This window comes from Vibrio sp. 2130-1 (assembly GCF_033339515.1).
Window position 1 is genome coordinate 12,580 of record NZ_JAWOUT010000001.1, and the last position, 25,390, is coordinate 37,969.

The following is a 25,390-nucleotide window of genomic DNA, read 5'->3' on the forward strand; positions in this document are numbered from 1 at the left end:
TCCTATTGCGGAGCACCCTCACTTCTTAATCGAACACACAATAGGTAACCCATGGCTGGCGATAGAAAACGTGGATTTATCCGTCCTGATGAAGATGATTCGATGATCGAACCTCAACGTTGGGGGCTGCCTGATTATGGCGAGCCTAAAGCCAAACAAGCAAAACAAACCGCGTTCAACTATGACCCGGGGTGGGTGCCGAATTTTGATGAGCCTGAAGAAGAGCAGCCACTTGCGCTAACCGAAGAACAAATTGAACTGATTAAGCAAGGTGCTTATCAAGAAGGCTTACATCAAGGTCAGGAAGCTGGCTTTAAGCAAGGTTACGACAAAGGTAAAGAAGAAGGGTTGCAAGCCGGCCATGCTGAAGGTCTCGAGCTCGGAAAAGCTGAAGGGGTGACTGCAGGGCAAGAATACATTCAGCAGCAAGTTGAAACTTTTATGAACTTGGCCAATCAGTTTGCTCAACCTTTGGAGTTGATGAATGCTCAGGTTGAAAAGCAGCTGGTGGATATGGTGCTCTGTTTAGTTAAAGAAGTTGTGCACGTTGAAGTACAAACCAACCCTCAAATTATTTTAGATACAGTGAAGCAGTCGGTTGAAGCGCTACCAATATCAGGCCACCCTATTACCTTGCACCTGAATCCAGAAGATGTCGCGATTATTCGTTCAGCTTATGGTGAAGAAGACCTTAATTGTCGCAACTGGACGTTAGTTGCTGAGCCATCGCTCAATCGAGGTGACGTCCAGATTGAAGCCGGTGAATCAAGCATTAATTATCGCATGGAAGAACGCGTCAAAAGCGTATTGCACAGCTTTTGTGGCGCAAACCGTCATCAAGAGGGTGAGTAATCCATGCAAGCACTCGCTGACCGCTTAAAAAGCTACAAAGTTGAAGGCCTTACGACGCGCCCTGTCGCCTCTGGCAAACTGGTGCGTGTGGTTGGGTTAACGTTGGAAGCAACCGGCTGTCGCGCACCAATTGGCAGTTTATGCTTAGTGGAAACCATGTCAGGTCAGATGGAAGCTGAGGTTGTCGGCTTTTCAGGTGACAACCTATTTTTAATGCCAAGCGAACAAATTACGGGCATTTTACCTGGCGCGAGAGTCACCCCTTTAACCAGTGACGCTGGTTTGCCTGTCGGCATGGAGTTACTTGGGCGCGTGATAGACGGGGTTGGGAATCCACTTGATGGACTTGGCCCTTTGTATACCGATCACCGTGCCTCTTTTAATGCCGAGCCGATCAACCCGTTGGCTCGAAAACCAATTTCTGAACCGCTCGATGTTGGCCTAAAAGCCATCAATGGTTTGTTGACGGTTGGTAAAGGTCAGCGTATCGGTCTGTTTGCAGGTTCTGGTGTGGGTAAATCGGTCACGCTTGGCATGATGACGCGAGGCACCACCGCACAGGTTGTGGTCGTCGGCCTGATAGGTGAGCGTGGACGTGAAGTTAAAGAGTTCATCGAAGAGATCTTGGGTGAGGACGGTCGTCGCCGCTCAGTGGTGGTCGCGGCGCCTGCCGATGCTTCACCTCTAATGCGCTTAAAGGGGTGCCAAACGGCATTAACGATTGCTGAATACTTCAGGGACCAAGGGTTAGATGTTCTGCTATTGATGGACTCGTTGACTCGTTTTGCACAAGCACAGCGTGAAATCGCACTTTCTGTTGGTGAGCCGCCAGCGACGAAAGGTTACCCGCCTTCTGTATTTGCCAAGCTGCCAGCGCTGGTCGAGCGAGCGGGTAATGGAAGTGCCGAACAAGGCTCGATTACGGCGTTCTTTACCGTGTTGACCGAAGGGGATGATTTGCAAGATCCGATAGCGGACGCATCGCGAGCCATTCTTGATGGCCATATTGTACTTTCTCGTGAAATGGCGGATGCAGGCCATTATCCGGCGATTGATGTCGAGAAGTCGGTGAGCCGTGTTATGCCGCAAATCACGACCGAAGAGCACGTTCTGATGTCAAAAGCGGTGCGACAGGTCTTGTCTATTTGTCGCAAGAATCAAGATTTGGTCTCGATTGGAGCGTACAAACCGGGTACCGATCCTGCTATTGATGGCGCATTTACTTTGAAACCGAAGTTAGACGAATACTTGCAGCAGAGCATGAAAGAATCAGTGCCATATGATATGTGCGTCAATATGCTTAGAAACATTTTGGGTGGGTGATAGCGCATGAATAATGCGATGGAGTTTCTACTTGAGCAAACTAAGGATCGTGAAGACCAAGCTGTGCTTGCACTGAACAAAGCGCGTTCTGAACTCGAAGATTATTACCGTCAGGTTGAACAAATTGAAAAGTATCGGCTTGATTATTGCCAGCAACTCGTCGACCGTGGTCAGGCGGGCCTAACGGCAAGTCAATATGGACACTTAAATCGATTCCTTACCCAGCTAGATGAGACTTTATCTAAGCAAAAGCAAGCAGAAAGTCATTTCAAAGAGCAGGTTGAAAACTGTAAAGAATATTGGTTAACCGTGCGTAAAGAACGCAAATCCTATGAGTGGATGATAGACAAACGCGAAAAAGAGAAACAACTTGCTGAAGCTAAGCGCGAACAAAAGCAAATGGACGAGTTTTCCACCTTACTTTACAGTCGAAAACCACATCGTTTCTAAAGGTTATCGGTTCGATATTGCATTACGGTGTTGCAGTTGACTACATCTCTACCGATTCAAGTAAGGTAACTTTGATTGAGTCTTGTTCAATTAGCTCAAATACCTTCGGTCGAATCTCGCGAACCCACCACTCGTTGTATGTTTTTTCGTAGAGAGCCTGGCGTGCTTGTTCATTGTCGAACTCTCGAAGCCAAACAAAATAGTCATGTCCATCATCACCAGTGTGGACGTAAGTATTCAGTACACGCATGCCTTGTGAGCGTTGATAGGGCAACAGTTCTTCCTTCATCCAACTTAGCCACTGTTCTGTTTTGCCTGCTCTGATTCTATATTGGCGTAATTCTGTGATCTTCAAAGTGATTCCTTAATTGTTAAGCCAAGTGTCTGTTTACGCTTATCGTTTTTCAAAGTCAATCAAGTAGCTGTACATCATGTTAGGAACCAGGTTATCGGATAGTATTGTTGATGTTTGTTCCATAAACATGCCATCTATTAGCTTGCCGAGAATTGGCTCAATATTGTGGTGTGATTTTTGCATTTTAGCTGTCAGTGTCGGGTCTTTTTGACCTTAGTTTGCCGCCAGTATTGCTGCCTGCCAGCGATATACTCAGAGCCACGAGAACGAGAGTTTCTAAATGAGTGTGAATTTGTCCCATGTATCTGCGACTACCAAGACGCCAGTTTCTGATGTGTCCGCTAAAGCGTCCGCAGAGAGCACTGAGAGCAAGGGATTTTTAGAAACGTTAACCGATGCGTTTGCTGGTAAACAAAAGCCCGAAAAAGTAGCAACAGAATCGACAGTGGTTGAAGAAAAAGAAAGAGCGGATGTAGGCAGTACTTCTTCTGCTAACGTCTTGGACGAATTGTTGGCGCAAGAAAGCCAAGAATCCGTCAGTGACGAGCCCCATGGTTTTGATGAAATATCAGCAAACAAACCGAATGCAACCTTAAGTGAAGAAGCAAGTTTACAAAAGGCGAGTAACAGCACACCTTTGGAGAATGATGTTGAAGCTATTGAAAAAGTGAAATCAACATCAATCGATACGAGCAACCCATCAAATACAGTGGACGTAAAAAGCACGATGGGCGAAGGACAACAGCTTCTTGGTCGAATTGAACAAGCGAATCAAACCCTGAATGCGAGTAATGCATCCATCGATAGTGGCAAAGTTTTGCCTCAGAGCGCGAATTTAGTGCATTCGTTCCACGAGCAAGCAACCGTTTCGACACACCTTGATGAGCTGGCTTTGAATGAAACGCCATCAGTTCATTCGCTTGAACAAGCACAGATGATCCCAGGACAAGACTTAGAGCCAATTTTAGATAAGAATGGTCAACCTATCGATATCGACAAACTTTCGCCTGAGTTTGCTGCTTGGCAAGAGCTAGCGAAACAAGCCAGCCATCCGACGGCTAAGAGCGCAGTCAGTGGTGAAGTAGCTAATGATCTGTCGCCGTTGTTAACAGACGTTGATGGTTCCAACATCGACGCGCTTCCACGAGTCTCCTTGGATGAACTTGAAGTTATAGATACTAAGTTGGCGCAAGGAAAACCACTGACTCGGCAAGAAGCTCAGATCATTGAAGGGTTGAAACAAGGAAGGATCACGGCGGATATTCCTGATCAAGACCTTGCCCAATTTGTTGCGCTCCCTAATGACATTAAACAGATTCTCGCAGAGCAACAAGTACAACATAATTTAACTCGCCAGGCTGGACCTATGGCAGTGTCTCAGCAAATCCAGCATACAGCGGCTCAAGTACCCCAGCCACAAACTGCTCATAGTGGAGAAAAAGTCGCATTATCTCCAACGCCTGATACGTTGATAGCCGCGCAAGTGCCGACGTCGCTTCAAGGTGTGAAAGACGGAGAGATTAGCCAGAAAGTGATGAACGCAGCATTGGAGACTGGTGCGCTAAAGTCGACTGCGGATAAACAAGATAAGCCGGACCTCCAACATGGCTTCGCTGGACAGCTTCAGGCTATGGCAGGTCAGCAAGGAATTAATGTACAGCAACAAGCGCGTATTGATGCTGCACAACAAGCTCAGCTTCCGTTGCAACTAACTAAAGAGCTAGCCAACGAGCAAGTTGCGGAAAAAGTGCAAATGATGATGTCGAAGAATCTGAAAAATCTCGATATTCGTCTTGATCCACCAGAGTTAGGTCGTATGCAAATTCGTATGACCATGAATAACGACGTTGCCAATGTACATTTTACAGTGAACAACCCGCAAGCTCGTGACATTATTGAACAGACGCTCCCTCGTTTGAGAGAAATGCTAGCGCAACAAGGTATGCAGCTGGCTGATTCTTCCGTCCAGCAACAAAACAGCGGGCAACAGCAAGGTAGGTATACTGCTGAACAACATGGTCAAAGCGCGCAAAGTGGCGGTTTTTCTGGACAGTCCGAAGAGGGTTTTGAATCTGATGTCAATCTGGATTTGAATGTCGCTTCAAAGCGTGATGGAATTAGTTTTTACGCATAAAAGGCCGTTTAACGGCAATGGCATACGGTTACCAAGCAACTCACTAAAACGTCTTGGTAACTCAAAAGAACAATAAGAGACAAGAATGGCAGAAGAACAGTTACAAGGGGCCGATGCGCCGAAAGGAAAAAGCAAGTTACTTATCATCATCATCGCTGTTGTAGTATTACTACTTGGTGGCGGGGCAGCGGCATTTTTTCTAATGGGCTCTGATGAACCTGCTCAGGCTGAATCGTCTCAACAGGCTCAAGTGAAGGCATCGAATGCTGCGCCCATCGCGTATGTGAATCTTCCTCAGGCATTTGTATTTAACGTTACTGGGGATAGCCGCGATAGGTTGGTTCAAATTAAAGCGCAGTTAATGGTTCGCGGTGCAGAAAATGAAGAGTTGGCGCGGTATCATTCGCCACTGATTGAAAGCTCTATGCTATCAACGTTTGCTTCCGCGACGGTTGATCAATTGCGCTCTCCTACAGGACGAGTGGAATTGCGCGATCGTGCTTCCGAAGATATCAAAGCAGCGCTGAATGCTGCGGTCGGTAAGCCAGTGATTGAAAAAGTACTGTTTACAGATTTTGTTATTCAATAGGTAAAACGTGACCGATCTATTAAGCCAAGACGAAATTGATGCGCTATTGCATGGGGTTGACGATGTTGATGACGTCGATGAACCGATAGAAAACGACACTGAGGGTGCCGTCAATTTTGATTTCTCGTCGCAAGACAGAATCGTACGTGGTCGAATGCCGACGCTCGAACTTATCAACGAGCGCTTCGCACGGCACATGCGTATTAGTCTGTTTAATATGCTGCGTAAAACGGCAGAGGTGTCGATCAATGGCGTGCAGATGATGAAGTTTGGTGAATACCAGAACACATTGTACGTGCCAACCAGTTTGAACATGGTGCGTTTTCGTCCGTTAAAAGGCACTGCGTTGATCACCATGGAGGCTCGTTTAGTCTTTATTCTGGTAGAAAACTTCTTTGGCGGTGATGGTCGATTCCACGCCAAAATCGAAGGCCGCGAATTTACCCCAACGGAACGCCGCATCATTCAGTTGTTACTGAAAATTGTATTTGAAGATTATAAAGAAGCGTGGTCGCCAGTGATGGGGGTAGAGTTCGAATATCTCGACTCTGAAGTAAACCCAAGCATGGCAAACATTGTCAGCCCGACAGAAGTGATTGTCGTGAGTTCATTCCATATAGAAGTTGACGGCGGTGGCGGCGATTTTCATGTCGTTATGCCTTACTCCATGGTTGAGCCTATCCGTGAACTATTGGATGCAGGTGTTCAGTCCGACAAGATGGAAACGGACGTTCGCTGGAGCTCAGCACTACGTGAAGAGATCATGGATTGTCCGGTTAACTTCCGCGTGAACTTGCTCGAAAAAGACATTTCTTTGCGTGATCTCATGGAGCTGCAACCGGGCGATATCATCCCGATTGAAATGCCAGAACATGCGACGATGTTTGTAGAAGACCTACCGACCTATCGCGTAAAAATGGGTCGTTCGGAAGACAAATTAGCGGTGCAAATTTCTGAGGAAATTGAGCGCCCACATGTCGTCAAAACAGATTTAGCTTTCTTAGGTAAAGACATCATGTCCGAGCTTGAGAGTGAAGACGATATAGACCATTAAGATACCTTATTAAATAGACATGCTATGGCATGAGTAAGGCGTAACACAGGATAGAAAAATGGAACCAAGTGACGATCAAAAGCTAGCAGACGAATGGGCAGCCGCTCTTGGCGAAGACCCGTCTTCCCCTTCTGTAGACGTAGATGAAGTATTGGCTGCGCCACTGGAAGAGCTAAAAGACACTTCAAGCCCAATTAGCGAAGATGAGCGTCGTAAACTCGACACTATTATGGATATCCCGGTGACGATTTCGATGGAAGTCGGTCGTTCTCAAATTAGCATTCGGAACCTGTTGCAGCTTAACCAAGGTTCGGTTGTTGAGTTGGATCGTCTAGCCGGTGAGTCGCTCGACGTATTGGTTAACGGTACTTTGATTGCTCACGGCGAAGTCGTGGTCGTCAACGATAAGTTTGGTATCCGTTTGACGGATGTGATCAGCCAAACTGAACGAATTAAGAAGCTGCGTTAAGATGAGTCGTTCAATCAAAATGCGACTGAAGCAAATCACTGGAGCACTGAGCTTAATGCTAAGTGCTCCTTATGCATTTGCTGCCGCACCAAATAATCTGGATCTTGCGACGACACTTGGCTCGCTTGTGCTTGTAATCGGCGTGATTCTTTTACTGGCTTGGTTGCTGAAACGTATGCAAGTGCCAGCGATGGGACAACAAAAGGGCTTGCGTATAGTGAGTCAGTTGCCAGTGGGTACAAAAGAAAGAATCGCAGTAGTTCAAGTGGGTGAAGAACAGTTTTTGGTTGGGATTACTAGCCAATCGATCCAAACTTTAGCCAAGTTAGATAAGCCACTGAAAGAGGAAGAGTTGGCGACCAATGCTTTTGCGACTCAATTTAGCCAGCTGATCAAAAAACATGACAAAGGGTAATCCAATTCGTTTGCTCCTGAGTACGTTGTTACTTTTTGTCGGCGTGCTGTTTTCTTCATTTACCTTTGCTGAAGCAGAGGAGTCAGCGCTGCCAGATAACTTAGCCGATGGAAGTAGTGTTACAGTTCAGGCTATGCAAAGTGATACTGGTGCTAGCCGTGCTATGTCCGTTTCTAGTGGCGGTGGTATTCCAGCATTCACCATGACCACGAACCCTGATGGCAGTGAAGACTACTCGGTTACACTACAAATTTTAGCGTTAATGACCATGCTTGGCTTCTTGCCTGCCATGGTGATTCTGATGACCTCGTTCACTCGAATTGTGGTGGTGATGTCGATATTGCGTCAGGCAATGGGTTTGCAACAAACGCCTTCTAATCAGGTTATTATTGGTATTGCGCTGTTTTTGACCTTTTTTGTTATGTCTCCTGTCCTGAACGAAATCAACGACAAAGCTGTTCAGCCTTATTTGAACGAGCAAGTTACGGCGCGAGAAGCGTTTGATGCTGCACAAGCGCCAATGAAAGCATTTATGCTTAAGCAGACCCGAATCAAAGATTTGGAGACGTTCGTAACCATGTCAGGAGAGCAAGTCGAGAATCCAGAAGATGTGTCGATGGCGGTGTTGATTCCGGCTTTTATCACCTCAGAGCTAAAAACTGCATTCCAAATTGGCTTTATGCTCTTCTTGCCGTTTTTGATTATTGACCTTGTAGTCGCTTCGGTACTGATGGCAATGGGTATGATGATGTTGTCACCAATGATTGTTTCGTTGCCGTTCAAGTTGATGTTGTTCGTATTGGTCGATGGTTGGAACTTGATACTCTCGACACTCGCGGGCAGCTTTGCCCTTTAGTTAAGCGCAGATAGAGGATAAGACATGACACCAGAAATGTTTGTCGAGCTTTTCCGTGAAGCACTTTGGATGGTGCTTATCATGGTCTGCGCCATTATCATCCCAAGCTTGCTTATCGGCCTTGTAGTTGCGATTTTTCAAGCTGCGACATCCATCAACGAACAAACATTGAGCTTCTTACCGCGTTTGATTGTCACGCTTTTGGCCCTGATGCTGTTTGGGCATTGGATGACGCAAATGTTGATGGAATATTTCTATGGCTTGATTGAACGCTTACCTCAGGTGCTTTATTAGAGGCGCCTATGGAGTACCCCACTAGCGTTGTCTTAGATTGGATCGCAAACTACTTCTGGCCCTATGTTCGTATCTCATCCATGTTGATGGTGATGACAGTAACCGGGGCCCGATTTGTTTCGCCAAGAATCCGCCTTTACCTCGGTTTAGCCATCACTTTCGCTGTCATGCCAGCTATCCCCGCCGTACCTCAAGACATTGAGCTACTCTCGTTTCGTGGCTTCATGACCATTGCCGAGCAAATGATCATCGGCATAGCGATGGGTATGGTTACTCAATTTATGATTCAAACCTTTGTCCTACTTGGTCAAATATTGGGTATGCAATCAAGTTTGGGCTTTGCTTCTATGGTTGATCCCGCAAATGGTCAGAACACGCCATTGCTTGGCCAGTTATTCATGTTCTTAACGACAATGTTTTTCCTTGCCACCGATGGACACTTAAAAATGCTGCAATTGGTGGTGTTCAGTTTTAAAACTTTGCCGATTGGCTCCGGCTCGCTCAACGCGGTTGATTTCCGTGAAATGGCAGGCTGGCTTGGTATTATGTTCCAAACGGCACTGAGTATGTCTCTATCTGGCATTATTGCGCTACTGACCATTAACTTGTCGTTTGGTGTAATGACCCGTGCCGCACCACAGCTGAATATCTTCTCGCTTGGTTTTGCTTTTGCTTTGATGGTGGGTCTATTACTTTGTTGGTACATACTGGCTGGTCTATACAGTCATTATGAAATGTTCTGGACAGTGGGTGAGGCGCAGATTTGTCGGCTTATTCGCTTGGAGTGCTAAGATTTGGCAGAATCAGACGGTCAGGAACGCACCGAAGAAGCCACGCCCCGACGGTTACAACAAGCCAGAGAAAAGGGGCAGGTCGCTCGATCTAAAGAGCTCGCATCAGCATCTGTGCTGATCGTTGGCGCCATTTCATTGATGTGGTTTGGCGAGGCGTTAGCACGTTCATTGTTTTCCATCATGAGCCGTTTATTTGATCTTCAACGAGAAGAGATTTTCGATACTGCAAAACTGTTTGATATCGCTTTGGGCGCGATGAGTGATTTGTTGTTCCCACTATTTTTGGTGTTAGCGACATTGTTTACCGCCGCCATGATTGGAGCAGCAGGTGTGGGAGGAATCAGTTTTTCTGCCCAAGCGGCCATGCCCAAGCTGTCGAAAATGAATCCGCTTAGCGGCTTAAAGCGAATGGTTGGCATGCAAAGCTGGGTAGAGTTGATCAAATCAATCCTTAAAGTGGTTCTGGTCACTGGTGTCGCCATCTATTTGATCCAAGCATCGCAGGCCGATCTGATTCAATTGAGCATGGATGTGTATCCGCAAAACATCTTCCATGCTTTAGATATTTTGCTGAACTTTATTTTGCTGATCAGTTGCTCGCTATTGATTGTGGTTGCCATCGATATTCCATTTCAAATTTGGCAGCACGCCGATCAGTTAAAAATGACCAAGCAAGAAGTCAAAGACGAATACAAAGAGACTGAAGGTAAGCCGGAAGTGAAAGGCCGTATTCGTATGTTGCAAAGGGAAGCGGCTCAACGTCGAATGATGGCGGATGTTCCTCAAGCTGATGTTATTGTTACTAACCCTGAGCACTTCTCGGTAGCGCTTCGTTATAAGCAGAAGACAGACCGTGCGCCAGTCGTGATCGCTAAAGGTACTGACCACATGGCGATGAAGATTCGAGAAGTCGCCCGCGAACATGACATTACGATTGTGCCCGCACCACCTTTGGCTCGTGCGTTGTACCACACGACAGAGCTCGAGCAAGAGATCCCCGATGGGTTGTTTACTGCCGTCGCTCAGGTTTTGGCATTTGTATTCCAATTGAAGCAATACCGAAAACGAGGTGGACAGCGCCCGAAAATTCAAGATTATGATTTGCCAATCCCACCCGAGCACCGTCATTGATACGAAAAGCGGTAAAGCCTTAAAAAAGCTCGTTTGATCAAAAGCTAAGCTCTATTTGAGTGTTTAGTCATTATTTTGGCGCTAATTATGGTACATAGATTGCTTAAAACGCTTTAATTATCAACCCTACCTAAACTTTTAGGCTAAAGCGGTCGCGTATTAATAGTAAGAGCTTACGTGACGCTTCAATCGATTGAGATCTCTCGCAGTATGAAGTTAAGCCTGCCGTTTGCAGATAAATTGCCACGAATCCCTCAACGTGAAATGCCAGCTATTGGTGCTCCGGTGATGGTTTTGGCCACCCTAGCGATGGTGGTACTGCCGATTCCAGCATTTTTGCTGGATATGTTCTTCACCTTTAACATCGCGCTGTCGATGGTGGTGTTGTTAGTGACCGTTTACACACGTCGCCCTTTGGACTTCGCTGCTTTTCCAACGGTATTGCTGATCGCCACGTTGCTCCGCTTGGCTTTGAACGTTGCCTCGACTCGTGTCGTCTTACTGCATGGTCATGAAGGCGGTAATGCGGCAGGTAACGTAATTGAGGCGTTCGGTAACGTCGTTATTGGTGGTAACTACGCGGTCGGCCTAGTGGTTTTCCTCATCTTAATGATCATCAACTTTATGGTGGTGACCAAAGGTGCGGGTCGTATCTCTGAGGTAAGTGCTCGCTTTACGCTTGATGCGTTGCCGGGTAAGCAAATGGCGATTGATGCGGACTTGAATGCCGGATTGATAGACCAAGAGCAGGCAAGAGTTCGTCGTTTTGAAGTGACCAAAGAAGCGGATTTCTATGGCTCGATGGATGGTGCCTCGAAGTTCGTAAAAGGGGACGCGATTGCCGGTATTTTGATTCTGTTTATCAACATCGTCGGCGGTCTGTCGATCGGTATGGCGCAGTATGGATTGGGTTTCGGTGAAGCGATTGAAATCTATACCTTACTGACAATCGGTGATGGTTTGGTCGCACAAATCCCATCGCTATTGCTGTCGATTGCAGCGGCAATGATGGTGACGCGCCAAAACACCGATGAAGACATGGGGGAACAACTGGTCTTCCAGATGTTCGACAACCCAAAAGCGCTGATGATTACTGCAGCTATTCTTGGTGTGATGGGCATCGTACCGGGCATGCCGCACTTTGCGTTTTTGAGCCTGGCAGTCGCGGCCGGTGCAGCGGCATATTTCATCGACAAACGGCAGAAGCAGAAAGCGAAAGAGCCCGCTTTACCAGCAACAGCAGATGAAGGTACAGAACCTTCCTCACAGCGCGAACTGTCTTGGGATGACGTCCAGCCAGTCGATATTATTGGCTTGGAAGTCGGTTATCGCTTAATCCCTTTGGTGGACAGAGACCAAGGTGGGGAACTGTTAGAGCGCGTAAAAGGCGTGCGTAAAAAGTTATCGCAAGATTTTGGGTTCCTAATTCCAGCGGTTCATATTCGTGACAATCTTGAGCTGACCCCAAACAGTTACCGAATTACATTGATGGGGGTTGCGGTGGGCGAAGCAGAGATCCGTCCGGATCAAGAGCTAGCGATTAACCCAGGTCAGGTGTATGGCATGATTGATGGTGAACCAACCATTGACCCTGCTTTTGGACTGGAAGCCGTATGGATCCGAGAAGATCAGCGTGAGCACGCGCAGGCTCTGGGTTATACGGTTGTTGATTCATCAACGGTATTAGCGACGCATCTGAGCCAGCTATTGACCAACAACGCGTCACAGCTAATTGGTCATGAAGAAGTAGAGAATTTATTAGAAATGTTAGGACGCAGCGCGCCTAAGTTGGTCGAGAACTTTGTTCCTGACCAATTACCATTAGGTGTGGTGGTGAAAGTCCTACAAAACTTGTTAAACGAGGCCATTCCAATCCGCGATATTCGCACGATTGTTCAAACTTTGGCTGAGTACTCAAGTAAGAGTCAAGAAGCTGACATATTGACGGCAGCAGTTCGAATTAGTCTTAAACGTCTAATTGTTCAAGAAATCAATGGTATAGAGCCTGAGTTACCAGTGATTACTTTGATTCCCGAACTGGAACAAATATTGCATCAAACTATGCAAGCATCAGGAGGCGAATCCGCGGGGATTGAACCGGGACTCGCTGAGCGATTGCAATCTTCACTAAGCCAAGCGACACAGGAACAAGAACTGAAAGGCGAACCTGCCGTTCTGCTTACTTCTGGTGTATTACGCTCGACGTTGGCGAAATTTGTGAAGAACACAATACCTAATCTCCGGGTACTGTCTTACCAAGAAATCCCGGATGAAAAACAGATCAGAATTGTGCAAGCCGTGGGTAACTGATCTCACGCATCATTAATGGATTCATAGTTTGAAAATAAAGCGATTTTTTGCCAAAGACATGAGAACGGCGCTGCTCCAAGTGAAAGAGGAGTTAGGCGCGGAAGCGGTGATCATGTCAAACAAGAAAGTGGCTGGTGGAGTAGCGATTGTTGCGGCGATAGATAGTGAATCTAATCCGTCTCAAGCAAGCGCAGCGTCACAGCAAAATCGCGGTGCTTCTCAATCGAATCGCTATAACGAACATCGTCAAATGTCATCGTCTTCTGCTGATCGTTACCAAGATCGTCATTTAGATGAAGATAAAATTAGCCTGAACAGTAATAACAGTAACAATGAAAAAACAGGCTCAATGACGCAGCGATTCGCTAATATGCTTAAGCAATATAGCGGTGGTGCAGCAGATGCTGACGACCACGTAGCGGAAAATGAAGATTCGCTCTCTGCTTTGCTGCAACGCCAAAATAAGCATCGCGACGGCTACAACCAAGAAAAGCCAGCGCCATATCAACCAGATTCACCTTTGGCGAAGCTAATCGCACAGGACAATCGATTTGAACGTCCGACGCCCAAGCTGGACCCGACGCGATATGACCGACGTCGCCCAAGTGATGAGCGTGACGAATCGGCCGATGAGCTAGAAAGCATGCGCGAAGAGATGACGTCAATTCGTCGTCTGTTGGAGCACCAAGTTTCTGGCCTGATGTGGCAAGAAGTAGAACGCCGTGAGCCGCTAAGAGCAATGCTGATTAAGCGCTTAGAGCGAATGGGCGTTTCTCCGGAGTTAGCAGACCAGATGGCCTGTTATATTCCGGAAGATACAAAGCCAGCGCGAGCGTGGAAAGCGTTATTGTCGCTGGTGGCGGATCAAATCAATATTCCTAAACAGGACATTTTAAAACGTGGTGGCGTAGTCGCATTGTTGGGTCCGACGGGGGTTGGGAAAACAACAACCGTAGCGAAACTCGCAGCACGCGCAGCCATGGAATACGGTGCCGACAATGTGGCCCTTGTGACAACAGATACATATCGCATAGGTGCACATGAGCAGCTCTCAATTTATGGAAGAATCATGGGTTGTCCCGTAAGAGTTGCTAAAGATTCTAACGAGTTAGCCGATGTTATATATCAGCTAAGAAACAGAAGACTGATTTTGGTCGATACGGCAGGGATGGGGCAACGAGATGTGAGGCTTTCCGAGCAGCTCGACACTCTAATGCAAGAGAGCGGAGAAGTGATTCACAGCTACCTTGTTTTGCCGGCTACCGCACAACGTCGTGTTCTACAAGAAACGCTGGATCACTTCCGACGTATACCACTTTCGGGTTGTATTATGACGAAGCTTGATGAGTCATTAAGCCTAGGCGAATTCATCAGTGTAGTGATTCAAAACGCAATGCCAGTAGCTTACATCGCTAATGGTCAGCGCGTACCAGAAGACATTGTGATAGCGCAACCAAAATATATGCTTGCGAAAGCAAATGAACTGTTAGAGAAGTCGACAGAGAACGAACCTCACTTTTGGAACAGTGACAGTGAAGGACTCTAAGGCGGCGGACTACTATGACTGAGAATATGATACACGATCAAGCAAGCGGCCTCCGTCGCTTAACACAACCATCGTTGACCAAAGTGATTGCTGTTACTGGCGGCAAAGGTGGTGTGGGGAAATCAAACGTAACACTGGGTCTGGCGATTTGTATGGCTCGCCAAGGCAAGAAGGTGATGGTTCTCGACGCTGATTTAGGTCTGGCCAATGTGGACGTGATGCTCGGAATTCGTGCAAAACGTAATCTAGGACATGTCTTAGCGGGTGAATGTGAGCTAAAAGATGCGATTGTCGAAGGGCCTTATGGTATAAAGATAATTCCTGCAACTTCTGGCACACAGAGCATGACAGAGCTTTCTCACGCTCAGCATGCTGGACTCATTCGAGCATTTGGTAGTCTTGAAGACGAAATGGATGTCCTGCTGATTGATACCGCTGCTGGTATCTCTGACATGGTAATCAGTTTTTCGCGAGCAGCTCAAGATGTGGTTGTAGTTGTGTGTGATGAACCGACGTCAATCACAGATGCCTATGCATTAATCAAGCTGTTGAGTAAAGAACACCAAGTTCAACGCTTTAAAGTTGTAGCAAATATGGTCAGAAGCTACCGTGAAGGGCGAGAATTGTTTGCAAAGTTGACACTAGTCACAGAGCGATTCTTGAATGTTAGCCTTGAACTCGTAGCATGTATTCCATTAGATGATAAAGTACGACAGGCTGTAAAAAGACAAAAAATTGTCGTTGATGCGTTCCCACGCTCGCCTGCCGCTTTAGCTATCAGCTCACTAGCAAACAAAGCGTTGACGTGGCCACTACCGAAAACACCAAGTGGACACTTGGAATTTTTTGTGGAAAGGCTGTTAAATCGTACCGAATTCGCAGAGGACCCTTTTGGTGAATAAAGCGATAACCTATGACCAACATGGCAAATTTAATAGCCAGCAGGCGTTCATTGAACGTTATTCAGTGTTGGTTAAGCGCATTGCTCACCACCTACTAGGCCGTTTACCGCCGAGTGTTCAGGTAGAGGATTTAATTCAGGCCGGCATGATCGGTCTTATCGAAGCTCAGCAGAATTATGATGGTTCTAAAGGTGCGAGCTTTGAAACTTATGCAGGTATCCGTATTCGTGGCGCAATGTTAGATGACATGCGTAAAGGCGATTGGGTACCGCGTTCTGTTCATAAAAATAATCGAGAGATTAACCAAGCGATTGCGGAGCTGGAAGGCGAATTAAATCGAGATCCTACTGATTCTGAAGTAGCCACGCATCTCGGTATGACACTGGATCAATATCATAGTGCTCTTACCGATATCAACTGCTCAAAATTAGTCGGTATTGAAGATTTAGGCGTTTCTGATGATGTGATTTCACCAGTGGATGAAACCGATGACAGCAACCCATTCAAAGGGGTAGTTGATGAATCATTTCGAAAAGCACTGGTTGAATCAATAAAACAGCTTCCAGAGCGTGAAGCTTTGGTTCTTTCGCTTTATTATGATGAAGAACTCAATTTGAAAGAAATTGGCGATGTGTTAGGCGTAAGCGAATCTCGCGTAAGTCAAATACTGAGTCAAGCGATGCAACGTTTACGTACCAAGCTCAGTGCGTGGACACAAAATGACTAAAAACACTGATTTTACGATTCAGTGGAGGCAATTTTGAATAAAAACATGAAGATCCTTATTGTTGATGATTTCTCAACAATGCGCCGTATTGTTAAAAACCTGCTTCGTGACTTGGGTTTCAATAACACTCAAGAAGCGGACGATGGTTTAACCGCATTACCAATGCTGAAAAAAGGTGACTTCGATTTTGTTGTAACTGACTGGAACATGCCAGGTATGCAAGGCATCGATTTGCTTAAACACATCCGCGCGGATGCAGAACTTAAGCATCTGCCAGTTCTAATGATCACGGCTGAAGCGAAGCGTGAGCAGATCATTGAAGCTGCTCAAGCAGGTGTAAACGGCTACATTGTTAAGCCATTTACTGCTGCAACATTAAAAGAAAAATTAGATAAAATTTTCGAGCGTTTATAACTCTCTCTTTCTCTTTGTTATTCGAGTCATTCATACCAATTATTAAATACCTATTAAATGACTCGTTTAGCGTTTTCAAAGTGATAAGAAGAACTAAACGTAAAAGGGTCTATTCAGAATGATCTCACTAGAGCAGGCGAAGTCACTCGTTCAAATGCTAGAAAACGGGGAACAAGACCAAGCCAATATGCTTGTTGCCTCGATCTACGAAGGTGCCGATAACCCAATGCTGCAAGAAATTGGAGCGTTAACTCGAGACCTTCACGAATCACTCAAGCAGTTCAGTCTCGATCAGCGCATGACCGAAATTGCGAAAGACGAAATCCCTAATGCTAGGGATCGTCTCAATTATGTGATCGAGAAGACAGAGCTTGCAGCCAACAAAACAATGGATGCGGTCGACTGCTGCCTTCCTATCGCTGACAACCTGCATGATTGCCTTCTAAAAGTTCGTCCTCAATGGAATGAACTCATGCACGGGCGCATAGAATTAAGCGAATTTAAAGCACTGTGTCACCGAATCGACGGGCTATTAGTGCAAGTCGAAGGTGACAGCACTGAATTGCGCGGCCAATTGACCGAAATTCTCATGGCGCAAGACTTCCAAGACCTAACTGGCCAAATCATTCGCCGCGTAATTACGTTGGTTAATGAAGTTGAAGGCCGCTTAGTGGAAATCCTAACCGTATTCTCTGGAAATAAACTTGAAGAACATATTCAAGTTTTGTCAGAACCGGCAGATAAAAAGAATACACAAACAAGCGAAGCCGAAGGCCCGATTCTTCATCCAGAACTGAGAGAAGATGCGGTTTCATCGCAGGACGAAGTCGATGACTTGTTGTCCAGTCTTGGATTTTAAAGGTAACGTATGAGCTACGATTTAGACGAAGATATTCTTCAGGACTTTCTCATTGAGGCTGGGGAAATTCTCGAGCTGCTTTCTGAGCAGTTGGTTGAATTGGAAAATAACCCAGAAGACAAAGACTTACTTAATGCTATTTTCCGCGGGTTTCATACCGTAAAAGGCGGTGCCGGCTTCCTTTCATTGGCAGAGCTAGTCGATACTTGTCATGGTGCGGAGAACGTGTTCGACGTTTTACGAAACGGTCAACGCACGGTAACGCAAAACTTAATGGATACGATGCTAAAAGCCTTGGATACGGTTAATACCCAGTTCCAGGCTGTTCAAGATCGTGAGCCGTTAGAAGCTGCGGACCCTGAGCTTCTTGAAGAACTTCATCGTCTATGCAAACCTGAGTCAGAAGATGAAGTAGCGGCAACCGTAGTTGAAGAACCAGTGGCTACTCCAGAGCCTATTATTCCCGAGCCTATCATCGAAGAACCTGCTGCGCCGTCAGCACCATCAAGTGTCGGCTCTGTTGATGAAATTACCCAAGACGAATTCGAAAAGCTACTTGATGAGCTTCATGGTAAAGGTTCAGCGCCAGGCGCTTCAATGTCTGCGACATCTACAACGCCATCTGAACCGCCTCAATCGAGTGCGCCATCAGTTGAAAGTGGTGATATCACTGATGATGAGTTTGAACGTTTACTCGATGAACTGCACGGTGTAGGAAAAAGCCCTTCTACGGCAGAGGCTGCTGCATCTGCATCCGTACCAGTAGAGCCACCTAAAGCGGCAGAGCCTTCCGCTCCAGTGGCATCTTCATCAAATCAAGACAGTGACTTAATGACGGACGAAGAGTTCGAAAAGTTACTCGATGAGCTACATGGTTCAGGTAAAGGCCCAACGCTAGAAGAATTGGACATGGCAACGAAGCCTGCTTCAGCAAACGTAGAGCAAAGCCCTGCGAAACCTGAGCCTGTTGCTAAGCCAGCACCTGTTCAAGCAGCGCCAGCACCAAAGCCAGAATCTAAACCAGTCGCGGTAAAAGAAGAAGCCAAAGCACCAGCGGTTAAAAAACCTCAGGCTGAAGCAACCGTTCGTGTTGATACCTCGACGCTTGATACCATCATGAACATGGTGGGTGAGCTCGTATTGGTGCGTAACCGTCTACTAAGCCTTGGTTTGAATAGCGACAACGAAGAGATGTCCAAAGCGGTCGCTAACCTTGACGTGGTAACTGCGGATCTACAAGGCGCGGTAATGAAAACGCGTATGCAGCCAATTAAGAAAGTGTTTGGCCGCTTCCCACGCGTTGTTCGTGACTTGGCTCGTAACCTAAATAAAGACATCGTGCTAGAAATGCGCGGTGAAGAAACCGATCTCGATAAGAACCTTGTAGAAGCATTGGCCGATCCGTTGATTCACTTGGTACGTAACTCGGTTGATCACGGTATTGAAATGCCAGACGCACGCGCGAAGGCCGGCAAATCACGCACAGGTAAAGTGATTTTGTCAGCATCGCAAGAAGGGGACCATATTGAACTATCCATCGTAGATGATGGTGGCGGTATGGACCCGAACAAACTGCGTGGCATCGCGGTGAAGCGTGGCATGATGGATGAAGATGCGGCGGCACGTTTAACAGATAAAGAGTGCTTCAACCTTATCTTCGCACCTGGTTTCTCAAGTAAAGATAAAATTTCTGACATCTCTGGTCGTGGTGTGGGTATGGACGTGGTTAAGACGGCGATCAATACCTTAAACGGTTCAATCGATATCGATTCTGAGCTAGGCAAGGGCACTAAGATTACGATCAAAGTACCACTAACGTTAGCGATTTTACCGACTCTGATGGTTGGTGTTGGCGGTCATCCTTTTGCTCTACCACTGGCTTCGGTGAGTGAAATTTTCCACTTGGATCTTAGTCGTACAAACGTGGTAGATGGTCAGCTGACGATTATTGTGCGTGAGAAATCTATCCCACTATTTTACTTACAAAACTGGTTGGCATCCAAATCGCAAAACGTCCAAGAGCGTACTGGTCACGGTCACGTGGTGATTGTACAGATTGGTAACCAGCGCGTTGGTTTTGTTGTGGATACGCTTATTGGTCAAGAAGAAGTGGTTATTAAGCCACTCGATAATCTATTACAGGGCACTCCAGGTATGGCTGGTGCGACAATTACTAGCGATGGCCATATTGCATTAATTCTAGATGTGCCTGATTTACTTAAGCGATATGCTGCGGCTTCACGCCTTTAAGCAAAGCTGACGTTATTAAAAGGAATAAGATGGCGATTAAAGTACTAGTCGTTGATGATTCGAGTTTTTTCCGACGTCGCGTGAGCGAAATCATCAACTCAGAATCGCGCCTAGAAGTGATTGACGTTGCGGTAAATGGTAGAGAGGCGGTTGAGAAAGCCAAATCTCTCAAACCTGACGTCATCACGATGGATATTGAAATGCCAGTGATGGATGGCATTACAGCTGTACGTGAAATAATGGCCGCTGCTCCAACGCCAATTCTAATGTTTTCGTCCCTGACCCACGACGGGGCGAAAGCTACGCTTGATGCGCTAGATGCGGGCGCATTGGACTTCTTACCGAAAAAGTTTGAGGACATTGCGCGTAACCGTGAAGAAGCGGTGTCATTACTTCAACAGCGTGTGATTCAGATTGCCTCGAAGCGCGCTTTCATGCGTCGACCTATCGCTCGCCCAACAGCGAGTACCAGCACGACTACTCGACCATTAGGTTCAAGAACGGCTTCACCTGTGACTCCAACACCAACTCGACCTGCTGCGACAAAGTACCGTGCTTCTGGTAAGAAGTATCAACTGACGGCAATTGGAACATCAACAGGTGGCCCCGTTGCTCTACAAAAAATTCTGACGCGTTTGCCGATGAACTATCCGCATCCGATTGTATTGATTCAACACATGCCAGCAACGTTTACTGCTGCGTTTGCCAGTCGTTTGAACACCTTGTGTAAGATTCAAGTGAAAGAAGCACAAGATGGCGATGTGTTACAGCCCGGTGTGGCATACCTTGCACCAGGTGGGAAACAAATGATGGTGGATGGACGAGCGGGCGCTGCTCGTCTTCGCATTATTGATGGCGGCGACCGCATGAACTACAAACCATGTGTGGATGTGACTTTTGGTTCTGCCGCAAAAGTATATGGCGACAAAGTGCTCTCTTTAGTGTTGACAGGCATGGGTGCAGACGGTCGTGAGGGCGCTCGCATGTTGAAGTCTTCAGGCTCAACAATTTGGGCACAAGATGAAGACAGTTGTGTTGTTTATGGCATGCCCCAAGCGGTTGCTAAAGCAGGCATTTCTTCAGAAGATTTACCGCTTGACCGCATTGCTGAACGCATGTTGGTGGAAGTTGGCCTAGCTTAGGATTCATCATGATTGTTTGGAGTGTAGCTAACCAGAAAGGAGGCGTGGGTAAAACCACCTCAACAGTGACATTGGCGGGCTTATTGAGCCAGAAAGGCCATCGAGTATTGATGGTTGATACTGATCCTCACGCCTCACTGACTACTTATCTCGGTTATGATCCTGATGCAGTAACTTCGAGCCTATTTGATTTATTCCAGTTGAAGACGTTTTCTCGTGAGACGGTTAAGCCGTTGATTTTAGAAACAGAGCTGGAAGGAATGGATATCATTCCCGCGCATATGTCCCTTGCCACGCTTGATCGCGTAATGGGTAATCGCAGTGGTATGGGATTAATCTTAAAACGGGCGCTGCAAACTGTCTCACAAGACTATGACTATGTGTTGATTGACTGTCCGCCAATCCTTGGCGTGATGATGGTGAACGCGTTGGCAGCCAGTGACCGAATTTTGATTCCTGTTCAAACAGAGTTTTTGGCAATGAAAGGTCTAGAGCGCATGATGCGTACGCTAACCATTATGCAAAAATCTCGCCCGGGCGGTTTCAAAGTGACTATCGTCCCAACCATGTACGATAAGCGCACGAAAGCGTCATTGCAGACATTGATGCAACTGAAAAAAGATTACCCAAATCAAGTGTGGACCTCAGCGGTGCCTATTGATACCAAGTTCCGCGATGCCAGTTTAAAGCACTTGCCAGCGTCGCATTTTGCTTCTGGTAGTCGTGGTGTGTTTGCCTATAAACAGCTACTGATTTACCTGGAGAGGTTGGCGTTCGATGAGCAGTAATGATGTGCTGTCCAGTGAACAAGCACTTGATGACTACTTTAATGCATTACTGGATGATGAAACTGAAATAACGACTCTTGAGGAAGACCTTGACCTGTTGGCTCAAGAGGTATCATCTGCAGAGCCAGAGCCAGAGCCAGAGCCAGAGCCAGAGCCAGAGCCAGAGCCAGAGCCAGAGCCAGAGCCAGAATTACAGCTACAATACTCGGAGCCAGAAACGTACCAGTTTCAAGAAACATATCCGCCAGAGTTGGAAGCTCCAAACCTGGAAGATGTTCAAAGGCTATTAAGTCAGCTTGAAGCAAGCAACCCAGTGGCTGAGTTGGATATTGATAGTATTCTTGAACAAAATACGATTGATATTGCAGCAGAGATAAAAGCGGCTGAGCCTGAGGTACAAACCTTTAGTGAGGTGCCTGAGCTTCAGGGTGTTGAGGAAATACAGGACTGGGTGATTGATGAGCCAGTTTTTGAGGAAGCGCAACCAGAGGTGGATGAACCTCACGCAGTGATCGAACAAAGTATCAATATAGAATCGAACGTCGATACTGAACTCGAAACACAAGCAGATTCCGATATACCAACGGTCTGGGAAAGCACGAAGCGAAGTGAGGACTTCCAAGTTCTTTACTTTGATGTGAATGGTGTCACGTTTGCTGTACCTCTTGATGAGTTAGGTGGTATTCATCGCATTAGCGAGCTTAACCATTTGATAGGAAAACCCGCCTGGTATTTGGGGCTACAAACAAATCGCGAGCAACAGTTTGATGTCGTCGATACCGCGAAATGGGTGATGGCAGATAAGCTTCGTGATGATAGCTATAAAGATAACTACCAATATGTCGTCATGCTTGGTGAGAGCATGTGGGGGTTGGCCAGTAACCAATTAATGGGGACGGAAACGCTTAATATCGACAAGGTTCGCTGGCGTGAGCAGGCGGGTAAACGCCCTTGGCTAGCGGGCATGGTAAAAGAAAAAATGTGTGCCTTAATTCATGTCCAGGCGCTCATTGACATGCTAAACGCCGGTTTAGATGTCAAATCACTGAATTAGATTTAAGTCGGGAACGACATTAACGAGGATTAACTATGTCTCAAGCTTTTGAAGTAGAAGTGAAGAAAGATGCATCGAATGACGAAGTTCTTCAGTGGGTGACGTTCCAGCTAGAAGAAGAAACGTACGGCATCAACGTAATGCAAGTTCGTGAAGTACTTCGTTATACTGAAATTGCCCCTGTTCCAGGTGCACCAGATTATGTACTTGGTATCATCAACCTACGCGGTAATGTAGTTACTGTTATCGATACACGTTCACGTTTTGGCCTGATGGAAGGCGAAGTCACCGACAACACTCGTATTATTGTGATCGAGTCTGAGCGTCAAGTGATTGGTATCTTAGTAGATAGCGTGGCAGAAGTCGTTTATCTGCGTTCTTCTGAAATTGATACGACGCCTTCAGTTGGTACCGACGAGAGTGCGAAGTTCATCCAGGGTGTGAGCAACCGTGACGGCAAGCTTCTTATCCTTGTAGATTTGAACAAGCTGCTAACAGATGACGAGTGGGACGAGATGGCTCACCTTTAATGGCTGAAGAGACTCTTTTATCTGCTCCATTCCTTGCGGGTGGCGTCGCTTTTATCGTGTTAGTATTGGTTGTTTTGCAACTGCGGATTCGCTCGGGGTTACAAAAGCAGTTAGACCAACAACGAGCTCAATCTCGACACGCAGATAAAGAAGTGCAAAAGTTGAGTAAGCAGTTACTCGAAGTGCGCTCGGTTGTTGTTGGTCTTGGGCAAAAAGTGACGGAGCAACAAGACATTATTCAGCACTTAAACGAGAGAATTCGCGAACTCGAACACGCTGATACTGATGGTCGCTTGTACAGTCGCGCTTCTAAAATGGTACAGCTTGGCGCTGATATCAACGAGCTGATTGAAGAGTGCGAACTACCAAAAGCCGAAGCTGAGTTGATGCTTTCACTGCAGAAGAAACTGGCAGGGAAAGAGAAGATTCCACCATTAAGTGGTCAGCCATCAGATGACGCAGAATATCCAGCGCGTGGACGTCGTCGACGCTAAAGGTTATCAAGCGATAAAAAAGAGGCGTTATTACGCCTCTTTTTTGTTTTTAGCCGCTAATGCTCTTCTTAAATACAACCCTAGATAACCTTCAGTCGATCTTGCTCTTAGCTCTGGCCTCTCAAATTCAAAATGAGCGCTTATAACTACTTATAGTTAATTTTATTAAAGTGTGATGATTAATTAACAAAAATACATGAACTTACATGTAACCTAGCCCTCTTATCCTGTTTTGTCATAACTAAGCTGTGCTAATATAGCGGCTCGTTCATTTTTTAGTTGAAGCTCTATGTTAGAAGTGTCTAACCTGACAGCAATCCGTGATGAAAGGGTTCTGTTTGAAAACCTGCAGTTTGAAATTAAGCCTGGTGAATTGGTCCAGATCGAAGGGCGTAATGGTACTGGTAAAACTACATTGCTACGGATTGTGACAGGGTTAGGTGATAGAGAAGAAGGTGTCATTAAATGGAAAGGCGAAGAGGTTGAAAAATCTCGTGATGTTTTCCATCAAGATCTGCTTTTCTTAGGACATCAAACAGGAGTGAAACGAGAGCTTACCGCATTAGAAAACTTACGTTTTTATCAATCTATTCAAAATAATCGCTCTTCAGACGAAGAAATCTTTATCGCTTTGACTCAAGTAGGATTAGCTGGTCGAGAAGATGTGCCTGTAGCACAACTTTCCGCAGGTCAGCAACGACGAGTCGCATTGGCAAGGTTATGGCTCAGTAAGCAAATTTTATGGATCTTAGATGAGCCGTTGACTGCCATTGATAAGCAAGGTGTCAAGGTGCTTGAATCTTTGTTCGCAAGTCATGCTGATAATGGCGGTATTGTTGTGTTGACGACGCATCAAGATATGTTTGCGGACAGCCCGAAACTTAGAAAAATAAAGCTGGGTGACTGATATGATTTCCTCGATGACCACCATCATTCGTCGTGAGCTCCTAATCGCATTTCGCCGTCAGGCAGACATTCTGAACCCGCTGTGGTTCTTTATTATTGTCATTACTCTCTTTCCTCTGAGTATTGGACCAGAGCCTAATTTGTTAGCACGTATTGCAGCGGGCATCGTTTGGGTTGCCGCATTGCTGTCCGCCTTATTATCATTAGAGCGTCTATTTCGTGATGATTTTCAAGACGGTGCACTAGAACAAATGATGCTAATGCCGATTCCATTGCAACTTGTAGTGGTTTCAAAGGTCATAGCACATTGGTTGTTAACAGGGTTACCTCTGATTTTAATTAGCCCATTATTGGCGGTTTTACTTTCGCTCGACTTCAATACTTGGCTATCGGTTGTATTAACCTTGATGATCGGTACACCAACACTAAGTTTTATTGGTGCCATTGGTGTGGCGTTGACTGTTGGGTTGCAAAAGGGTGGCGTTCTTTTGAGTTTGCTTATTCTTCCGCTCTACATCCCAATTTTGATTTTCGCAACATCGGCAATTGATGCTGCCGCACTCGGTATGGCGTATAACGGTCAACTAGCGATTTTAGGTGCGATGCTAATGGGGGCGATGACATTAACGCCTTTTGCCATCAGTGCCGCATTACGAGTTAGTGTCAACTAACTCAATAAAGTGCCAATGAAGCGGCGCTTGATCAAAGAATTATTATTAAAGCACTGCTACGGTCTCAACCCTTTAGACAGT

27 protein-coding genes are annotated in these 25,390 nt (G+C 46.3%); 26 read left to right on the forward strand and 1 reads right to left on the reverse strand.

The genetic code is table 11. The annotated features are described in order from the left end of the window. Positions 1-51 precede the first annotated feature (51 nt). Genes fliH through fliJ form a run of 3 tightly spaced genes read left to right on the forward strand, consistent with a single transcriptional unit; the run spans position 52 to position 2,625 of the window. Positions 52-852 carry a flagellar assembly protein FliH gene (gene fliH / locus R7Q09_RS00065; RefSeq protein ID WP_005394317.1) on the forward strand — a complete coding sequence of 267 codons (801 nt, stop codon included), beginning with the start codon at positions 52-54 and terminating at the stop codon, positions 850-852. A 3-nt stretch (positions 853-855) separates the two neighbouring features. Then, positions 856-2,175, forward strand: coding sequence for a flagellar protein export ATPase FliI (gene fliI, locus R7Q09_RS00070; RefSeq protein WP_005384474.1), 1,320 nt, complete (start codon positions 856-858; stop codon positions 2,173-2,175). A 6-nt stretch (positions 2,176-2,181) separates the two neighbouring features. Further along, entirely contained in the window at positions 2,182-2,625 is a 444-nt protein-coding gene (fliJ, locus tag R7Q09_RS00075) for a flagellar export protein FliJ (protein WP_005380474.1), read from the forward strand. A 40-nt stretch (positions 2,626-2,665) separates the two neighbouring features. On the opposite strand, the gene R7Q09_RS00080 is transcribed toward fliJ, so the two are convergent. After that, positions 2,666-2,980, reverse strand: a complete 315-nt coding sequence (locus R7Q09_RS00080) for an NIPSNAP family protein (protein WP_005380475.1) — start codon at positions 2,978-2,980, stop codon at positions 2,666-2,668. Between the two features lie 280 nt (positions 2,981-3,260). On the opposite strand from R7Q09_RS00080, the gene R7Q09_RS00085 reads away from it, so the two are divergent. The 23 genes from R7Q09_RS00085 to ccmB all read left to right on the forward strand — a co-directional run bounded on the left by R7Q09_RS00085 (position 3,261) and on the right by ccmB (position 25,309). Further along, a complete protein-coding gene (locus R7Q09_RS00085) occupies positions 3,261-5,114 on the forward strand; it encodes a flagellar hook-length control protein FliK (protein ID WP_318071166.1) in 1,854 nt (617 codons plus the stop codon). A gap of 85 nt (positions 5,115-5,199) precedes the next feature. Continuing rightward, on the forward strand, positions 5,200-5,703 hold the full coding sequence (gene fliL, locus R7Q09_RS00090) for a flagellar basal body-associated protein FliL (protein ID WP_104975528.1): 504 nt from the start codon (positions 5,200-5,202) through the stop codon (positions 5,701-5,703). 7 nt (positions 5,704-5,710) lie between these two features. Continuing rightward, positions 5,711-6,757, forward strand: coding sequence for a flagellar motor switch protein FliM (fliM, locus tag R7Q09_RS00095; protein ID WP_005380478.1), 1,047 nt, complete (start codon positions 5,711-5,713; stop codon positions 6,755-6,757). Positions 6,758-6,815: 58 nt separating this feature from the next. Beyond that, positions 6,816-7,226 (forward strand): flagellar motor switch protein FliN, encoded by a 411-nt coding sequence (fliN, locus tag R7Q09_RS00100; protein ID WP_213885534.1) that lies wholly within the window; start codon positions 6,816-6,818, stop codon positions 7,224-7,226. A gap of 1 nt (position 7,227) precedes the next feature. After that, positions 7,228-7,641, forward strand: a complete 414-nt coding sequence (fliO, locus tag R7Q09_RS00105; RefSeq protein ID WP_005380480.1) for a flagellar biosynthetic protein FliO — start codon at positions 7,228-7,230, stop codon at positions 7,639-7,641. After that, on the forward strand, positions 7,628-8,497 hold the full coding sequence (gene fliP, locus R7Q09_RS00110) for a flagellar type III secretion system pore protein FliP (RefSeq protein WP_005380487.1): 870 nt from the start codon (positions 7,628-7,630) through the stop codon (positions 8,495-8,497). The genes fliO and fliP overlap by 14 nt, the downstream gene beginning before the upstream one ends. 24 nt (positions 8,498-8,521) lie before the next feature. Next, positions 8,522-8,791 carry a flagellar biosynthesis protein FliQ gene (fliQ, locus tag R7Q09_RS00115; protein ID WP_005380488.1) on the forward strand — a complete coding sequence of 90 codons (270 nt, stop codon included), beginning with the start codon at positions 8,522-8,524 and terminating at the stop codon, positions 8,789-8,791. Positions 8,792-8,799: 8 nt separating this feature from the next. Continuing rightward, complete coding sequence (fliR, locus tag R7Q09_RS00120; RefSeq protein WP_005384463.1) at positions 8,800-9,582, forward strand: flagellar biosynthetic protein FliR; 783 nt, start codon at positions 8,800-8,802, stop codon at positions 9,580-9,582. Between the two features lie 3 nt (positions 9,583-9,585). After that, the gene (gene flhB, locus R7Q09_RS00125) at positions 9,586-10,716 is read left to right on the forward strand and encodes a flagellar biosynthesis protein FlhB (protein ID WP_005380490.1); all 1,131 of its coding nucleotides are present in this window, start codon (positions 9,586-9,588) and stop codon (positions 10,714-10,716) included. 210 nt (positions 10,717-10,926) lie between these two features. Continuing rightward, entirely contained in the window at positions 10,927-13,026 is a 2,100-nt protein-coding gene (gene flhA, locus R7Q09_RS00130) for a flagellar biosynthesis protein FlhA (protein WP_025998722.1), read from the forward strand. 28 nt (positions 13,027-13,054) lie between these two features. Further along, complete coding sequence (gene flhF, locus R7Q09_RS00135) at positions 13,055-14,572, forward strand: flagellar biosynthesis protein FlhF (protein WP_033907111.1); 1,518 nt, start codon at positions 13,055-13,057, stop codon at positions 14,570-14,572. 14 nt (positions 14,573-14,586) lie between these two features. Continuing rightward, positions 14,587-15,474 carry a MinD/ParA family protein gene (locus R7Q09_RS00140; protein WP_005380498.1) on the forward strand — a complete coding sequence of 296 codons (888 nt, stop codon included), beginning with the start codon at positions 14,587-14,589 and terminating at the stop codon, positions 15,472-15,474. Next, positions 15,467-16,201, forward strand: coding sequence for an RNA polymerase sigma factor FliA (locus R7Q09_RS00145; RefSeq protein ID WP_262591448.1), 735 nt, complete (start codon positions 15,467-15,469; stop codon positions 16,199-16,201). Before R7Q09_RS00140 ends, R7Q09_RS00145 begins: the two co-directional genes overlap by 8 nt. A gap of 45 nt (positions 16,202-16,246) precedes the next feature. Then, positions 16,247-16,615, forward strand: a complete 369-nt coding sequence (gene cheY, locus R7Q09_RS00150) for a chemotaxis response regulator CheY (RefSeq protein ID WP_017635949.1) — start codon at positions 16,247-16,249, stop codon at positions 16,613-16,615. 118 nt (positions 16,616-16,733) lie between these two features. Then, on the forward strand, positions 16,734-17,474 hold the full coding sequence (locus R7Q09_RS00155) for a protein phosphatase CheZ (protein WP_005380502.1): 741 nt from the start codon (positions 16,734-16,736) through the stop codon (positions 17,472-17,474). A gap of 9 nt (positions 17,475-17,483) precedes the next feature. Continuing rightward, the gene (locus R7Q09_RS00160) at positions 17,484-19,724 is read left to right on the forward strand and encodes a chemotaxis protein CheA (protein WP_064368703.1); all 2,241 of its coding nucleotides are present in this window, start codon (positions 17,484-17,486) and stop codon (positions 19,722-19,724) included. Positions 19,725-19,753: 29 nt separating this feature from the next. Then, the gene (locus R7Q09_RS00165) at positions 19,754-20,866 is read left to right on the forward strand and encodes a chemotaxis response regulator protein-glutamate methylesterase (protein WP_213904021.1); all 1,113 of its coding nucleotides are present in this window, start codon (positions 19,754-19,756) and stop codon (positions 20,864-20,866) included. 8 nt (positions 20,867-20,874) lie between these two features. Then, entirely contained in the window at positions 20,875-21,654 is a 780-nt protein-coding gene (locus R7Q09_RS00170) for a ParA family protein (RefSeq protein WP_005380505.1), read from the forward strand. Beyond that, positions 21,644-22,708, forward strand: coding sequence for a chemotaxis protein CheW (locus R7Q09_RS00175; protein WP_170897468.1), 1,065 nt, complete (start codon positions 21,644-21,646; stop codon positions 22,706-22,708). The genes R7Q09_RS00170 and R7Q09_RS00175 overlap by 11 nt, the downstream gene beginning before the upstream one ends. Before the next feature lie 35 nt (positions 22,709-22,743). Continuing rightward, positions 22,744-23,238, forward strand: a complete 495-nt coding sequence (locus R7Q09_RS00180; RefSeq protein ID WP_005380507.1) for a chemotaxis protein CheW — start codon at positions 22,744-22,746, stop codon at positions 23,236-23,238. Next, positions 23,238-23,732, forward strand: a complete 495-nt coding sequence (locus R7Q09_RS00185; RefSeq protein ID WP_025998721.1) for a DUF2802 domain-containing protein — start codon at positions 23,238-23,240, stop codon at positions 23,730-23,732. The genes R7Q09_RS00180 and R7Q09_RS00185 overlap by 1 nt, the downstream gene beginning before the upstream one ends. A gap of 289 nt (positions 23,733-24,021) precedes the next feature. Next, positions 24,022-24,639, forward strand: coding sequence for a cytochrome c biogenesis heme-transporting ATPase CcmA (gene ccmA / locus R7Q09_RS00190; RefSeq protein WP_005380511.1), 618 nt, complete (start codon positions 24,022-24,024; stop codon positions 24,637-24,639). 1 nt (position 24,640) lies between these two features. After that, the gene (gene ccmB / locus R7Q09_RS00195; RefSeq protein WP_005380512.1) at positions 24,641-25,309 is read left to right on the forward strand and encodes a heme exporter protein CcmB; all 669 of its coding nucleotides are present in this window, start codon (positions 24,641-24,643) and stop codon (positions 25,307-25,309) included. Positions 25,310-25,390 lie beyond the last annotated feature (81 nt).

Bases quoted from the DNA above. Each gene is read 5' to 3' on its own strand.
- fliN (WP_213885534.1), top strand. From the start codon at position 6,816: ATGGAACCAAGTGACGATCAAAAGCTAGCAGACGAATGGGCAGCCGCT.
- R7Q09_RS00180 (WP_005380507.1), top strand. From the start codon at position 22,744: ATGTCTCAAGCTTTTGAAGTAGAAGTGAAGAAAGATGCATCGAATGAC.
- R7Q09_RS00185 (WP_025998721.1), top strand. From the start codon at position 23,238: ATGGCTGAAGAGACTCTTTTATCTGCTCCATTCCTTGCGGGTGGCGTC.
- fliJ (WP_005380474.1), top strand. From the start codon at position 2,182: ATGAATAATGCGATGGAGTTTCTACTTGAGCAAACTAAGGATCGTGAA.
- R7Q09_RS00155 (WP_005380502.1), top strand. From the start codon at position 16,734: ATGATCTCACTAGAGCAGGCGAAGTCACTCGTTCAAATGCTAGAAAAC.
- flhA (WP_025998722.1), top strand. From the start codon at position 10,927: ATGAAGTTAAGCCTGCCGTTTGCAGATAAATTGCCACGAATCCCTCAA.
- ccmB (WP_005380512.1), top strand. From the start codon at position 24,641: ATGATTTCCTCGATGACCACCATCATTCGTCGTGAGCTCCTAATCGCA.
- fliL (WP_104975528.1), top strand. From the start codon at position 5,200: ATGGCAGAAGAACAGTTACAAGGGGCCGATGCGCCGAAAGGAAAAAGC.
- R7Q09_RS00160 (WP_064368703.1), top strand. From the start codon at position 17,484: ATGAGCTACGATTTAGACGAAGATATTCTTCAGGACTTTCTCATTGAG.
- fliP (WP_005380487.1), top strand. From the start codon at position 7,628: ATGACAAAGGGTAATCCAATTCGTTTGCTCCTGAGTACGTTGTTACTT.
- fliH (WP_005394317.1), top strand. From the start codon at position 52: ATGGCTGGCGATAGAAAACGTGGATTTATCCGTCCTGATGAAGATGAT.
- fliQ (WP_005380488.1), top strand. From the start codon at position 8,522: ATGACACCAGAAATGTTTGTCGAGCTTTTCCGTGAAGCACTTTGGATG.
- R7Q09_RS00175 (WP_170897468.1), top strand. From the start codon at position 21,644: ATGAGCAGTAATGATGTGCTGTCCAGTGAACAAGCACTTGATGACTAC.
- cheY (WP_017635949.1), top strand. From the start codon at position 16,247: ATGAAGATCCTTATTGTTGATGATTTCTCAACAATGCGCCGTATTGTT.
- ccmA (WP_005380511.1), top strand. From the start codon at position 24,022: ATGTTAGAAGTGTCTAACCTGACAGCAATCCGTGATGAAAGGGTTCTG.
- R7Q09_RS00140 (WP_005380498.1), top strand. From the start codon at position 14,587: ATGACTGAGAATATGATACACGATCAAGCAAGCGGCCTCCGTCGCTTA.
- R7Q09_RS00165 (WP_213904021.1), top strand. From the start codon at position 19,754: ATGGCGATTAAAGTACTAGTCGTTGATGATTCGAGTTTTTTCCGACGT.
- R7Q09_RS00085 (WP_318071166.1), top strand. From the start codon at position 3,261: ATGAGTGTGAATTTGTCCCATGTATCTGCGACTACCAAGACGCCAGTT.
- R7Q09_RS00170 (WP_005380505.1), top strand. From the start codon at position 20,875: ATGATTGTTTGGAGTGTAGCTAACCAGAAAGGAGGCGTGGGTAAAACC.
- fliI (WP_005384474.1), top strand. From the start codon at position 856: ATGCAAGCACTCGCTGACCGCTTAAAAAGCTACAAAGTTGAAGGCCTT.
- fliR (WP_005384463.1), top strand. From the start codon at position 8,800: ATGGAGTACCCCACTAGCGTTGTCTTAGATTGGATCGCAAACTACTTC.
- fliO (WP_005380480.1), top strand. From the start codon at position 7,228: ATGAGTCGTTCAATCAAAATGCGACTGAAGCAAATCACTGGAGCACTG.